The sequence below is a fragment of the Pseudoalteromonas sp. LC2018020214 genome (assembly GCF_016598755.1).
Classification (GTDB): Bacteria; Pseudomonadota; Gammaproteobacteria; order Enterobacterales; family Alteromonadaceae; genus Pseudoalteromonas; species Pseudoalteromonas distincta.
Genome location: NZ_CP066804.1, coordinates 953,924 through 967,703 on the forward strand (window position 1 = coordinate 953,924; position 13,780 = coordinate 967,703).

General features: G+C 39.2%; 13 protein-coding genes. 11 read left to right on the top strand and 2 right to left on the bottom strand.

All coding sequences use genetic code 11. From position 1 onward, the window contains the following. Positions 1-20 precede the first annotated feature (20 nt). Complete coding sequence (locus JG479_RS20020; protein ID WP_024597157.1) at positions 21-377, top strand: hypothetical protein; 357 nt, start codon at positions 21-23, stop codon at positions 375-377. Here JG479_RS20020 and nadB read toward each other — a convergent pair. Beyond that, on the bottom strand, positions 352-1,962 hold the full coding sequence (gene nadB, locus JG479_RS04180) for an L-aspartate oxidase (protein WP_002958722.1): 1,611 nt from the start codon (positions 1,960-1,962) through the stop codon (positions 352-354). The two genes, JG479_RS20020 and nadB, sit on opposite strands and share 26 nt — an antisense overlap. 245 nt (positions 1,963-2,207) lie before the next feature. Here nadB and rpoE point away from each other — a divergent pair, with 245 nt between their 5' ends. The 10 genes from rpoE (at position 2,208) to pdxJ (ending at position 10,917) form a co-directional block, all read left to right on the top strand. Next, positions 2,208-2,789: an RNA polymerase sigma factor RpoE gene (gene rpoE / locus JG479_RS04185; protein ID WP_002958721.1), complete on the top strand. Its 582-nt coding sequence runs from the start codon at positions 2,208-2,210 to the stop codon at positions 2,787-2,789. A 1-nt stretch (position 2,790) separates the two neighbouring features. Then, complete coding sequence (locus tag JG479_RS04190; RefSeq protein WP_200220030.1) at positions 2,791-3,408, top strand: sigma-E factor negative regulatory protein; 618 nt, start codon at positions 2,791-2,793, stop codon at positions 3,406-3,408. Between the two features lie 4 nt (positions 3,409-3,412). Beyond that, entirely contained in the window at positions 3,413-4,363 is a 951-nt protein-coding gene (locus tag JG479_RS04195; protein WP_024594972.1) for a MucB/RseB C-terminal domain-containing protein, read from the top strand. Between the two features lie 20 nt (positions 4,364-4,383). Then, a complete protein-coding gene (locus JG479_RS04200; RefSeq protein WP_200220031.1) occupies positions 4,384-4,833 on the top strand; it encodes a SoxR reducing system RseC family protein in 450 nt (149 codons plus the stop codon). Positions 4,834-5,108: 275 nt separating this feature from the next. Next, positions 5,109-6,896: a translation elongation factor 4 gene (gene lepA, locus JG479_RS04205; protein WP_002958717.1), complete on the top strand. Its 1,788-nt coding sequence runs from the start codon at positions 5,109-5,111 to the stop codon at positions 6,894-6,896. 16 nt (positions 6,897-6,912) lie between these two features. Beyond that, entirely contained in the window at positions 6,913-7,848 is a 936-nt protein-coding gene (gene lepB, locus JG479_RS04210; protein ID WP_002958716.1) for a signal peptidase I, read from the top strand. Between the two features lie 2 nt (positions 7,849-7,850). Then, entirely contained in the window at positions 7,851-8,528 is a 678-nt protein-coding gene (rnc, locus tag JG479_RS04215) for a ribonuclease III (RefSeq protein ID WP_002958715.1), read from the top strand. Further along, positions 8,518-9,450 carry a GTPase Era gene (gene era, locus JG479_RS04220; RefSeq protein WP_002958714.1) on the top strand — a complete coding sequence of 311 codons (933 nt, stop codon included), beginning with the start codon at positions 8,518-8,520 and terminating at the stop codon, positions 9,448-9,450. The genes rnc and era overlap by 11 nt, the downstream gene beginning before the upstream one ends. Positions 9,451-9,470: 20 nt before the next feature. Then, positions 9,471-10,163: a DNA repair protein RecO gene (gene recO / locus JG479_RS04225; protein ID WP_200220032.1), complete on the top strand. Its 693-nt coding sequence runs from the start codon at positions 9,471-9,473 to the stop codon at positions 10,161-10,163. A gap of 22 nt (positions 10,164-10,185) precedes the next feature. Continuing rightward, positions 10,186-10,917 (top strand): pyridoxine 5'-phosphate synthase, encoded by a 732-nt coding sequence (gene pdxJ, locus JG479_RS04230; protein ID WP_200220033.1) that lies wholly within the window; start codon positions 10,186-10,188, stop codon positions 10,915-10,917. Between the two features lie 80 nt (positions 10,918-10,997). Here pdxJ and barA read toward each other — a convergent pair whose 3' ends face one another. Continuing rightward, on the bottom strand, positions 10,998-13,772 hold the full coding sequence (gene barA / locus JG479_RS04235) for a two-component sensor histidine kinase BarA (protein WP_002958711.1): 2,775 nt from the start codon (positions 13,770-13,772) through the stop codon (positions 10,998-11,000). Between the last annotated feature and the right edge of the window lie 8 nt (positions 13,773-13,780).

The following is a 13,780-nucleotide window of genomic DNA, read 5'->3' on the forward strand; positions in this document are numbered from 1 at the left end:
CAATTGTGGTCTTTTTTTGTATGCTCAGTTTTATATTATGTTTATTTTTAGATTCACTATTAGCTATGCTTTTTTGTTTAATACTAAATGCACTAGCTGGCTTGATAATGTGGCGCAAAGTATTAGCAATTCACCCAAATGAGGGAATTATAATATTAGAACCAAAGTTATTTAGGTTTGAGGGCGAGAGCTTAAAAATTCAGGGTGAAATAAGTAACAAAAGCCGATTTTATGGTAATAATATATGGCTTCATATTAAAGGTTTTAGTAACAACCATTGGCTTATAATTTCAGCCAATGGCGTTAATGAGCAAAGTTATGCGCGTCTAAAACGTGCCACTGTCGGCGCAATTAATTGCGTTTTGGAGTCAAAATAGTCGGCGTTGGGTTTTCACTTTGTTCAGGGTAATCAATAGTGTAATGCAAGCCTCTGCTTTCTTTTCGCTCCATAGCACTTCTAATAATTAGCTCTGATACTTGCACTAAATTACGAAGCTCAAGTAAGTTGTTACTTACTCTAAAGTTTGCATAGTAATCGTGTATTTCTTGCTGTAGCAACTCAACTCTATGAAGCGCTCGTTCTAAGCGTTTAGTAGAGCGTACAATACCTACATAATCCCACATAAATAAACGTAGTTCATGCCAGTTATGGGTAATAACAATTTCTTCATCTGAGTTACTAACACGGCTCTCATCCCAATGAGGAAGCGCCATCGGCTCTGGTGCATGTTCAATTTTACTTAAAATATCTTTAGCTGCAGCGTGGGCAAATACAATGCACTCTAATAGTGAATTACTTGCCATACGGTTTGCACCATGCAAGCCTGTGTAAGCAACTTCACCTACAGCATATAAGTTATCGAGATCTGTTTTGCCGTTAAAGTCAGTCATTACACCACCACAGGTATAATGCGCAGCAGGCACAACTGGGATTGCTTCTTTCGTTATATCGAGGCCTACACTTAAGCATTTTGCGTAAATAGTAGGAAAGTGCTCAATAATAAAGTCTTTATCTTTGTGGCTAATATCTAAATAAACACAATTAGCGCCTAAGCGCTTCATTTCAAAATCGATTGCGCGTGCCACTATATCGCGTGGAGCAAGCTCTTCACGGCTATCAAAGTCTTTCATAAACCGAGTGCCATCAGGTCGCTTTAAATAAGCCCCTTCACCGCGCATGGCTTCGGTAATTAAAAAGTTTTGTAGCTCTGGATGGTAAAGACTTGTTGGATGAAATTGATTAAATTCCATGTTGGCAACTTTACAACCTGCACGCCAAGCCATTGCAATACCATCACCACTTGATACGTCTGGATTGGATGTATATAAATACACTTTACTTGCACCACCGGTTGCAAGAGCAACAAATTTAGCTGAGATGGTTTCTACCTTTTTAGCTTTTTTGTTCCACACATACATGCCTTCAATGTGTGAACCTGTTTTTCCGGCGCTTTTATCTGTGATTAAATCAATGGCGTTGTATTGCTCTAAAAGCGTTATATTTTTATGAATTTTAACTTGGCTGATAAGTGTTGTTTGCACCGCTTTGCCTGTTGCATCGGCTGCATGCAATATACGGCGATGGCTGTGACCACCTTCACGAGTTAAATGAAAACGCTCTTTTCCTTTGCTATCAAACTCCATATCAAAGGGTACGCCTTGGTCGATTAACCACTGTAGGCAATCGTGGGCATTGCTGGCGGTATAATGAACAGCGTCTCTATCGCATAAACCGCCGCCTGCATCGAGTGTATCTTCAACATGAGATTCTATGCTGTCGTTTTGTTTATCAAATACAGCAGCTATACCGCCTTGGGCATATAAAGTAGAACCTTCGGTAAGCGCTCCTTTACTGATCACGGTAACGTTACAATAATTAGCTAGAGATAATGCAAGTGATAAGCCTGCTGCGCCGCTACCTATAATAGCGACATCTGCAATGTGATGTTTATTTTGGTTCATGTCAGAGGTACTTTGCGGTTACAATGCTCATATAGAGCAATATTTGTTTTTAATATCTGTAGTTGTATCATATTTGTCATACTACTACGTAGTGATTTTAAAGGCTTAGCGCCGTTATTATCATCTATTTTATAAAAAAATAATATTAAGCAGAACTTTTTATTCATAAAGAGGTCAGAGTATTTGTGAACAATGACGACAATATGAATAACAAGCAAAAATCAGACATAGGAGTACCGGCTCGAATGAGCGAGCAGGAATTAGATTTAGTGCTAGTAAAAAGGGTCCAGCAAGGAGATAAAAACGCCTTCAACCTATTAGTAAAGAAGTATCAAAACAAAATTGCAGGTTTGATCTCACGTTATGTATCTAACCAAGGCGATATTGCTGATGTAGCTCAAGAAGCTTTTATTAAAGCTTACCGTGCACTTCCTAACTTTAGAGGTGACAGCGCCTTTTACACGTGGTTATACCGTATTGCCGTTAATTGTGCTAAAAATTACTTAGTAGCCCAGGGGCGTAAGCCGCCAGCAAATGATATAGACGCTGAAGATGCCGAGTTTTATGATTGTGCTGATTCAATGCGATCGAATGCATCTCCTGAAAACCTACTTTTAAGCGAAGAAGTACGCGCTGTTATTTTTAATACGATTGATAGTTTGCCTGAAGATCTTAAAACCGCAATCACCCTTAGAGAAATAGAAGGGATGAGCTATGAAGAAATAGCAGTGGTAATGGATTGCCCAGTCGGGACTGTGCGTTCGCGTATATTTCGTGCCCGTGAAGCAATAGATAACAAATTAAACCCATTAATAGGCGAGTCTTAGTATGACAAAAGCACACCTTAACAAGTTAGATAACGAAGCGTTATCGGCATTACTTGATGGCGAGCAACATCTAAATGATGCAAAAATTGCAGAGCAAGATGTAACTACGTTTGGCCGTTATGCGTTAATTGGTGATGCGATGCGTGCTCAAAAAAATAATAACGACATACATATTGATATTAGCGATCGCGTTGCATTAGCACTAGAAAGCGAGCCTGTTTATGCTGACTTTAGTCAGTCAAAAACACAGCCTCGAGCAATCACTGAAACAGTACAAGATAATAAAGTAGTCGCTTTTAATTGGCGCAAACCAGTTGCTCAATTAGCTATTGCAGCAAGTGTAGCGATGTTTGCTATTGTGGGCGTTAATACGCTTCCTCAAAGTAACAATGAGCAGCAAAGTGAAATTCCATTACTGCAAACCACACCGCTAGCAGGTATGGCCTCGCCAGTAAGTTATTCGTCTGAGCCTGCGCTTGAAAATGCTGAGCAAGGTTTACGTGAACTACAGCAACAGCGTATTGGTGCGTTAGTTCTTGAGCATCAACGCCAAGCACGAGTTGCGAATTCTTTAGAAACAGCGCAAACTAATACCAAAGCGTCTGAGGAAAAAAACTAATTAAATGAAAGTAATCACTTTTGTTCTGTCGTTGGTAGTAAGCTTTAATGCATTTGCCAACGACACAAATCCTGCCAAAGATTTATTACTCAAAATGGCTAATGCCGTTCACACCCGTAATTTTGACGCCTCGTTTGTGGTTGTCAAAGGTAAAACAATGGAACCCTACCGATGGGTGCATGCTTTACAAGGTGACACCGAACTTGAGCATTTAAGTTTACTTAACGGTGCTGGGCTTGAAATGGTCCGTATCGATAATCAAGTAACTTATTTTGAACCTCAGTCTGAACCATATTCTCTAAAAACAGATTCAATAGCAGGTCCAATCCCTGAAGTACTTTTTAAAGATATAGATCGCTTAAGTGCGCATTATGATTTTGTACTAGGCGGAAAAGGTCGTATTGCAGGGCGTGCAGCGCAACTTGTTCGAATTGAATCTAAAGACGAGTATAAATATAATTACTGGATTTGGTTGGATATGGAATCGTCGTTGTTACTAAAAGCCGCGTACGTTAACCATGAAGGTGAAGCCTTAGAGCAGTTACAGCTTACACACATTAGCGTGACAGAGCAGCCAGCCGGTATGCTAGTTGAAGTGCTCAATCGAAACTTTCCAACGCCTTTGCCAAACAATGCACTTATAAATGAAGATAGTACTGCCACAAACTGGAAAATCAGCTGGTTACCAGATGGCTTTGAGTTACTAAAATCAGACAGACATAAGCTCGATTTAAATAACGAATTAACTGATTATTACTTGTTCTCTGATGGTTTTGTTGAGGTGTCTGTATTTATTCAGCGCCCATTACCAGGTAAGCGTTTAAGTGGAGCACTCACTTCTGGTGCAACGACAGTATATGTGCATAATGGCGGTAATTTTGATGTATCGGTTGTTGGTAATGTACCGAGTATGACCGCAAAAGCGATTGCAGAGTCAGTTACTCGCGCACTATAGACGATTCCGTAAGGATTGTTATGATTGAACAAACCCTCACTGTTGTGGCCCTCGATGGCCACATTGCTCATTTAGAAGCACAGCAAAAACAAGCTTGTGAAGGCTGCAATGGTCGTTGCGGCTCACAAGTGTTTAGTAAATTATTTGGCACTGCAAAAAAAACCTTTCCTTATAAATTTGAATCCTCTGTAGAAATAGGGCAAAAGGTCACTTTGTCACTAGATGATAGTCATGTTGTTAAGCATGCTTTTGCGGTTTACATGCTACCGCTCCTTTTGAGTCTTGTTTTTGCATTTGTTACGGCGCAATTGTTTATGACTTCCGAAGGCTGGCAGATTTTAGCTGCTGCTATAGGTGGTGTTACTGGCTTTTTTATAGCTAAAACTCGCGTGAAATCTCTAAAGCACGATATAAAAGTTATAAAAATTCACCCAATTAGTATCCCTTTAACTCAAATAGATGGTGATTGACGCCAATTAAATGTAAAATTGCCGTTTTATACCAAAGTAACTTGGAAATACAGGGAATCGTGGTTTTTTAAATTATTTTATCTGGCTGAATTATTTAAGTTAAGTAAATATAACTTATTGTTATTCAATACATAAAATGGTTGTAACCCATCTTAAAAAGCGTAAGTACAGTTTGTTATATACAAATTTAGCTTATGGCATCCTAAAGCAAGTATTTTCAAGTCACTTAGGTATTCATATTTAGTCCATTAAAATAGAAGTATAGAATCCAGTTTATGAAGCATATCCGTAATTTTTCGATCATCGCCCATATTGACCATGGTAAATCGACCCTTTCAGATCGTTTGATCCAAGTTTGTGGCGGTTTAACCGACCGTGAAATGCAAAAACAAGTTTTGGATTCAATGGATATTGAGCGCGAACGTGGTATTACCATTAAAGCGCAAAGTGTAACGTTGAATTACAAAGCGAACGACGGCGAAACCTACCAACTTAATTTCATTGATACTCCAGGACACGTTGATTTTACGTATGAAGTTTCACGATCTTTAGCTGCTTGTGAAGGCGCGTTGCTTGTTGTTGATGCAGGCCAAGGCGTTGAAGCACAAACTCTAGCTAACTGTTACACCGCTATTGAAATGGAATTAGAAGTAATTCCAGTACTTAATAAAATCGATTTACCGCAAGCGGATCCTTTACGTGTTGCAGAAGAAATTGAAGAGATTATTGGTATTGATGCCCTTGATGCAGTGCAGTGTAGCGCTAAAACAGGTGTAGGTATTGCCGAAGTTCTTGAAATGATCGTTAAAGATGTACCGCCGCCAGTAGGCGACAAAGATGCACCTTTACAAGCACTTATTATCGATTCTTGGTTTGACCCATACCAAGGCGTTGTATCACTAGTGCGTATTAAGCACGGTGAATTACGCACTGGCGACAAAATAAAAATAATGTCGAACGAGCATATACATACTGCCGACCAAGTAGGTGTGTTTACACCTAAGCAAACCAACACCGGTATTTTAAGAACAGGTGAAGTAGGGTTTGTTATTGCTGGTATTAAAGAGATACATGGTGCGCCAGTAGGTGACACTATTACTCATCAAAAAAATGCAGCTCCACTTCGCTTACCTGGCTTTCAAAAAATTAAGCCTCAGGTTTATGCGGGTATGTTCCCAATTGCATCCGATGAGTATGAATCGTTCCGTGATGCACTTAATAAATTAAGCTTAAACGATGCGTCGTTATTCTTTGAACCAGAGAATTCAACTGCACTAGGTTTTGGTTTCCGCTGTGGCTTTTTAGGTATGCTACACATGGAAATCATTCAAGAGCGTTTAGAGCGTGAATACGATATTGATTTAATTACAACAGCACCTACGGTAATCTATGAGATAGTTACTAAAGAAGGTACATTTCAGATTGATAATCCATCTGATTTGCCTGCAGTAAACGATATTGTAGAGATTCGAGAGCCGATTGTTGAAGCTAATATTTTGGTACCACAAGAATACCTAGGTAACGTTATTACTTTGTGTATTGAAAAACGTGGTAGCCAAACAAAAATGACTTATCACGGAAAGCAAGTAGCTGTAACGTACGAGCTACCTATGGCTGAAGTGGTGATGGATTTCTTTGATAAATTAAAATCAACTAGCCGTGGTTTTGCGTCGCTTGATTATAACTTTAAACACTTTCAAACATCAGATATGGTGCGTGTTGATATTTTAATCAATGGTGAGCGCGTTGACGCACTTGCGATAATTGTTCACAGAGATGGTGCACAGTCTCGTGGTCGCCAGTTAGCTGATGCGTTAAAAGAGCTTATCCCACGTCAAATGTTTGATATAGCGATTCAAGCTGCTATCGGACAACATGTTATTGCCCGTACCACGGTAAAACAATTACGTAAAAACGTAATTGCTAAGTGTTACGGTGGTGATGTGAGCCGTAAGAAAAAGCTACTTAAAAAGCAAAAAGATGGTAAAAAACGTATGAAGCAAGTAGGTAATGTTGAAGTGCCTCAAGAAGCGTTTTTAGCTATTTTAAAAGTTGGCAAATAAAAACAAAGGATTATAAATGGCTGGTTATTTTTCAGTTTTATTGGTGTTATTAACTTTAGGCTCAGGCTTAATATGGTTAATAGATCACTTAATGTATGCACCTAAAAGACAGGAGCGCTTAGCGATAGCGCAAACGTCTGCTGGAGCTCCGTTAGATGAAGAAACGGCGGCATTAATTGCACCAGAACCAGTACTAACAGAAACAGCAAAGTCGATTTTCCCGATGATTGCAGCAATTACTATTTTTAGATCATTTATCTTTGAACCGTTTCAAATTCCATCCGGTTCAATGATGCCTACACTATTAGTAGGTGATTTTATTTTAGTGCAAAAGTATTCATATGGAATAAAAGACCCTGTTTGGCGTACTCAATTAGTTGATATTGGGCAGCCTGAGCGTGGTGATATTGTTGTTTTTAAATACCCTTTAGATGAAAATGTTGACTATATTAAACGTACAATTGGTTTACCTGGCGATAAAATTGTTTATCGCGATAAACGTTTATATATTCAGCCAAATTGTAAAGAAGGCGAAACCCAGCAGGGTGAGCTTTTATGTAATGAATTCAATAAAATTGATTTTAAACTAATTAATGATAACGAATTTAAACAAGGCCCAATGCCTCTAGCTCGTGTAAATGAAAATTTAACAACAGTTACGCATGATATATTAATCAACCCACAAGCGCCTGAGAGAAAAGGGCGTTACTACCAGCAACCGGGCACGCCTTCTGATGAATGGACTGTTCCTGCTGATCATTATTTTATGATGGGTGATAACCGCGACAACAGCCAAGATGGTCGCTTTTGGGGCTTTGTACCAAAAGAAAACTTGGTGGGTAAAGCTGTCTTTATATGGATGAGTTTTGAATTTGAGAATGGCCCTGATGATATTTTACCAGGATGGGTTCCAACTGGTGTTCGCTTTGAGCGCCTAGGTAATATTCAGTAACGATGAAAAAAAATGTAACAGAATTATATAAAAAAATTGGCTATGAATTTGCCGATCAAGGTTTACTTGAGCAAGCAATGACGCACCGCAGCCACAAAGGCCAGCATAATGAGCGACTAGAATTTTTAGGCGACTCTATTTTAAGCTTTGTGATTGCCAATGCACTTTATGCCAAATTTCCTAAAGCGCGTGAAGGCGATTTAAGCCGCATGCGCTCAACGCTTGTGCGTGGTCAAACACTTGCCGAGTTTGGTCTTGAATTTGGCCTAGGCGATTATTTACGCTTAGGGCCGGGCGAGCTTAAAAGTGGCGGATTCCGTCGCGAGTCAACGCTTGCTGATGCAGTAGAAGCTATTATTGGCGCTGCATTTTTAGATTCAGGTATTGATAGCTGTGGCGATCTTATATTGTCATGGTACGAATCACGATTAGATGCTATTTCACCAGGGCTTAACCAAAAAGATCCGAAGACCCTGCTGCAAGAGTATTTACAAGCCCGTAAATTATCTTTACCGGGTTACACTGTGGTTGATACTAAAGGCCAAGCACACAATCAAACATTCACGGTCGAATGTATTGTTGATGGAATGGATAGCATAATTTCTGTAGGTAGCTCGCGCCGTAAAGCCGAACAAAAAGCTGCTGAAAAAGCATTGAAGATACTTAAAAATGAACCTTGATACCCTAATACAGCCTCATGAAGGTGATGTAGATACGTTTTGTGGAATGGTTGCTATTGTAGGGCGCCCAAACGTAGGTAAGTCGACTTTGCTTAATGAAATTATTGAGCAAAAAGTGAGTATTACCTCACGTAAACCACAAACCACGCGTCATCGTATTATGGGTATTCATACCGAAGGTAAACACCAAGCGGTATACATAGATACACCAGGTCTACACGTTGAAGAAAAGCGTGCGATTAACCGTTTAATGAACCGTGCCGCGTCTAGTTCTATTGGTGATGTTGAGCTTATTATTTTTGTAGTTGAGGGCACTCATTGGAATGCCGATGACGACATGGTACTTAATAAAGTATCGCAAAGTGGTAAGCCGGTATTATTGGTTATTAATAAAATAGACCAAGTTAAAGACCGTGACCTTGTGTTGCCTCATATGAAGTGGTTAAGTGACAAGTTTGATTTTGTTGGAATTATGCCAGTATCGGCAACGCAAGGTAAAAATGTTGATTTAATCAAAGCAGAAGTAACTAAACGCTTACCTCCTTGCGAATTTTACTTTCCGGAAGATTATGTAACTGACCGTTCAATGCGCTTTATGGCAGCTGAAGTAATTCGTGAAAAACTAATGCGTTTTATGGGCGAAGAATTACCGTATTCTGTAACTGTTGAAATTGAGCAGTTTAAATGGCAAGACAACGGTATTTGGCATATCAACGGGTTAATTCTTGTTGAGCGCGAAACACAAAAACGCATGGTTATTGGTAATAAAGGCGAAAAGCTAAAAACCATTGGCCGTGAAGCCCGTAAAGACATAGAAGAAATGCTTGATAACAAAGTATTTTTAGAGCTTTGGGTTAAAGTTAAGTCGGGTTGGGCTGACGATGAACGTGCACTAAGAAGCTTAGGTTACAGTGAAGACTAAACCAAGCAGTAGCTTAGTGAATGGATAGCGACTTCTACACCGCGTATTTATTACATCGGCGTCCTTATAGTGACTCCCAAGTAATGTTAGATATGCTTGTAGAAGGCGTTGGTCAGCTAAGAATGCTGGCCCGAATTAGTGGTCGCCAGGCCACTAAACATAAAGCACAACTTCAGCCGTTTCAGGCACTGCTTGTTAATTACAGTGGCAAGTACGATTTAAAATATATCAATAAGTTTGAACTGCATGGGAACTCGCACTTTTTAAAAGATGATGAGCTTTATTGTGGTTTTTATTTAAATGAGCTTACTAATCGTATCGTTCCTGTTAACGAGCCAATTGAACAAGTATTTGAGCTATATAAAACTCATCTATCAAACCTAAACAGCGGGGCCAATTTACAAGAAGTGCTTCGCTCATACGAGTTTCAACTATTGGAATTACTCGGTTATGGCGTGGATTTTAGTTTTGACGCCAGTGGTGAACCAATAGATGAAAAGAAGACGTATAGTTATTTCCCCGAACTTGGTTTTTTAGTACAAGAAGATACGCGTTCTGGATTTAGTGGCAAACAACTCAACGCCATAGCAAATCATGACTTTAGCCAAAGTGATGTGCTATATATGGCAAAGCAATTAAGTCGCTATTTATTAAAACCCTTATTAGGTAGTAAACCATTAAAAAGCCGCGAGCTATTTATGGCCTCTCAATAAACGTAATTTTACAGGTAAGAAAATGAAAGATATTCTTTTGGGTGTAAACGTAGATCATATTGCAACACTTCGCCAAGCGCGTGGAACAAGCTATCCAGATCCCGCTCATGCAGCCAGTGTAGCAGAGCATGCAGGCGCAGACGGTATTACGATTCACTTACGTGAAGACAGACGCCATATTCAAGATCGCGACGTTTATGTAATGGCTAAAACCATTCAAACTCGTATGAATCTTGAAACCGCTGTTACCGATGAAATGATACAAATAGCGCTTGAAGTAAAACCTGAGTACGTGTGTTTAGTACCTGAAAAGCGCGAAGAATTAACAACCGAAGGTGGCTTAGACGTAGCCGGTAATATAGATAAAATTAAAGCAGCAACAAAAACGCTTACCGAAGCGGGTATTAAAGTATCGCTATTTATTGATGCAGATAAAGCACAGTTAGATGCAGCCAAAGAATGTGGTGCTCCTTATGTAGAAATACACACAGGCGCGTACGCTGATGCCACAAATGATACTGATTTACACAAAGAGTTAGAGCACATTCGTGAAGGTGTTAAATACGCAGCAAGCTTAGGTTTGATTGTTAACGCTGGCCATGGTCTTCATTATCATAACGTGAAACCAATCGCTGCAATGCCTGAGATTTATGAGCTAAATATTGGTCACGCTATTATTGCTCGTGCAGCGATAGATGGGCTCGATAAAGCCGTACGAGACATGAAACGATTAATGATTGAAGCAAGAATGTAAGATAAGCAAACATAAGCATTTAAAAAGCTTAATTAAAAAACGCGGTAAATACCGCGTTTTTTGTATCTAAAATTCAAAGCTTATCTTTGTAGTTCGGTCACACTTGCATCCGCAAGTAGGTTTTCAAGCTCATCTTGTAACTCAAATAATTCAGGTTCAATATTCTCTAACAAGCATTTATTTTTAAGCGATGTTTCGATTGTTTCTGCGAGTGATTTAAGTTTAGGTACACCAGTGTAACAACATGCACCATGAAATTTATGAACAATACTTAACACTTGCTGGCAATCGTTACTCTCTATTGCTTTAGCAAGTAATGTAAGGGTCTCAGGGACACTTAAAAGTAGCATGTTAAGCATCTCTAGCGCTAACTCGCTCTTTCCGCCAGCACGCTGCAGGGCTTGTGCCCAATCAATTCTACTACTTTGAAAGGGTGCAGGACTTTGCGGTGTATCTGTTTTAGCTTTGTCACGATTAACAGGAGTCTGTGGGCTATGGTCGCTAATAATTTGTTTAAGCATATCTTCATCAATAGGCTTAGTTAAATAGCCTTTAAAGCCATCTTTTAGTAGTTGCTCTTTTTCGCTTTGAAGGGCATGTGCCGTTACAGCGATAATGGGTGTATCTTCATTAAGTGATGATTCTTGTATAAGCTTACATGCGGTTATACCGTCCATAATTGGCATTTGTATATCCATAAAAATTATGTCGTATTTATGACTTTTACTTAAGCTGTATGCTTGTGAACCATTATGAGCCGTTTCTATTACTTCAATCTGTTCACTTAATAAAGTATGGAGAAGTTTTAAATTGGCATCGTTATCATCAACAACCAATACTTTTAACGGCAGCAAAGCTTGATCGTTTTGTTCAATATTATGAGTCGGGTGGTCAAGTCTGTAAGGTGCTGCAAGTACTTCACATAACTTACGGTGATTAAGTGGCTTACTTAAACATGCATCAGCTCCGCTGCCTATAAAGGCTTCTCGCATATTGTGCGATACAGTATTAAGCATTAAATATAAGTAATCAGTAGATTCACGCACGGCTTTTACATAGCTTTTTAGTTGCTGCATATCATCAACTGATGCCATATGGCCAATTAAGCAAACGTCATATTTATGTTCAGTATTTTTTATAGCGTCTAAAAAGCTAGTTTCGTTAAAGCATGCCGTAACGTTTGATTCCCACTGGGTTAATAACGAAAGTACGGCATGGTGCGTATGCTCATGTGGCTCTAAATATAAGATACGCTTACCAATGAGCGATTTAGTCGGTAAGTCATTTGTAAATACGTGATTTGGCAAACTAAACACACTATTGAATGTAAAGCAGGTACCGTTACCAGGCGCAGAATTTAACGTTATACGACCACTCATTGCTTCAACAATATGCTTGGTAATAATAAGACCAAGGCCTGTACCACCAAACTTACGTGTAATGCTTGAGTCTGCTTGCCCAAATGGAGTGAATAAAGAGTCTTGCTTATCCATAGGTATACCCACGCCAGTATCTGTTACTGACACAAGTAAAGAAGTGCGTTCGTCGTCGAGTAACCGATGGCTTATGTCGACCTTAATAGAGCCTTTTTCGGTAAATTTAATCGCATTACTTAATAGGTTTATTAAGACTTGTTTAAAGCGAGTGGGATCGCCTGTTAAGTCATCCGGTACTTGTTGGTTAATGTAAATGGATAGCTCTAATTGCTTATCGTGTGCGCTAGGAGCGAGTAGTGTCATTACTTCATTTACAGCATCACGAAGTTGAAACTGAATCGACTCAAGCTCCATTGCCCCGGCTTCTAGTTTGGAGAAGTCTAGAATGTCGCTAATAATAGTCATTAAACTATTTGCTGAGAGCATAATAGTGTCGAGGTAATCTTTTTGATGTTTATTCAGCGGTGTTTTATAAAGCTGGCGTGTAAATCCAATAACACCGTTTAACGGAGTACGAAGCTCGTGACTCATTTTAGCTAAAAAGTCTGATTTTACACGGTTAGCATCTTGCGCTTCTTTTTTTGCAAACGAGAGCTCTATATTTGACGTTTCGTATTGCTCTAGTGTTTCGCGGTAGTCGCTTGTTGCTTGATCAATATTTTTTTGCATTTCATCTTTTTGCATCACCATAGTGTGAGCAATGGTGTTTAAGCCTTCTCGAAGTAACTCAAACTCACCAATCATGTTGTCGTTAAGGCCAGTACTTCTTTTACCTTCAACTAACTTGTCGGTTGCAAGTACTAACTTATTAAGCGGCGTCATAAACATGCGGCTTAACCTTAAAGCTAAAATAGCTGCAAACACCAACGATAAAATAATTACAATACCGCTAATTAATAAAGCTCGTTGTTGCCCTATAACAGCTTGGTCTTTGTTTAGCTGTATAATAACGGTGCCTAGAGATGACTGAAAAGCCGACGGGTCCCATTTAGAATCGTGACTTGTATGGTTAATAATGGGGGTGAAAAATGTAACAAGCTCATCTGACTTTTGCACATGGGTGGTTTTTAAATTTATGAGCGTTTTTTGACTAATTAACTTTTCAAATGAGCGGTGATAATTACTGGTCATTAATAGCGCATTATTTTTATCAAAAATTGCAATCGACTTAATTGTAGGGGAGTGCTTGTTATGTGTGTAGCTTATAAGGCGATTCAATAGCTGTTTGTTTTTTTCGAGCATGGGTTGCTCAAGCGCAATAGCAAGGGGCTCAGAAATAGTAGTGCCTTGCTGATATAAAATTTCATCAAGCTCAATGTAACGATTTATTGTAAAATAGCCACCAAGTAGTAATCCTATGATCACCGTTGGGATCAGGGTCAGTGTTAAAACAGAATCGCGTAAGCCTAATTTGGTCATAATGAGAG

Bases quoted from the DNA above. Each gene is read 5' to 3' on its own strand.
- JG479_RS20020 (WP_024597157.1), top strand. From the start codon at position 21: ATGCTCAGTTTTATATTATGTTTATTTTTAGATTCACTATTAGCTATG.
- rpoE (WP_002958721.1), top strand. From the start codon at position 2,208: ATGAGCGAGCAGGAATTAGATTTAGTGCTAGTAAAAAGGGTCCAGCAA.
- pdxJ (WP_200220033.1), top strand. From the start codon at position 10,186: ATGAAAGATATTCTTTTGGGTGTAAACGTAGATCATATTGCAACACTT.
- JG479_RS04190 (WP_200220030.1), top strand. From the start codon at position 2,791: ATGACAAAAGCACACCTTAACAAGTTAGATAACGAAGCGTTATCGGCA.
- rnc (WP_002958715.1), top strand. From the start codon at position 7,851: ATGAAAAAAAATGTAACAGAATTATATAAAAAAATTGGCTATGAATTT.
- era (WP_002958714.1), top strand. From the start codon at position 8,518: ATGAACCTTGATACCCTAATACAGCCTCATGAAGGTGATGTAGATACG.
- JG479_RS04200 (WP_200220031.1), top strand. From the start codon at position 4,384: ATGATTGAACAAACCCTCACTGTTGTGGCCCTCGATGGCCACATTGCT.
- recO (WP_200220032.1), top strand. From the start codon at position 9,471: ATGGATAGCGACTTCTACACCGCGTATTTATTACATCGGCGTCCTTAT.
- nadB (WP_002958722.1), bottom strand. From the start codon at position 1,962: ATGAACCAAAATAAACATCACATTGCAGATGTCGCTATTATAGGTAGC.
- lepB (WP_002958716.1), top strand. From the start codon at position 6,913: ATGGCTGGTTATTTTTCAGTTTTATTGGTGTTATTAACTTTAGGCTCA.
- lepA (WP_002958717.1), top strand. From the start codon at position 5,109: ATGAAGCATATCCGTAATTTTTCGATCATCGCCCATATTGACCATGGT.
- barA (WP_002958711.1), bottom strand. From the start codon at position 13,772: ATGACCAAATTAGGCTTACGCGATTCTGTTTTAACACTGACCCTGATC.
- JG479_RS04195 (WP_024594972.1), top strand. From the start codon at position 3,413: ATGAAAGTAATCACTTTTGTTCTGTCGTTGGTAGTAAGCTTTAATGCA.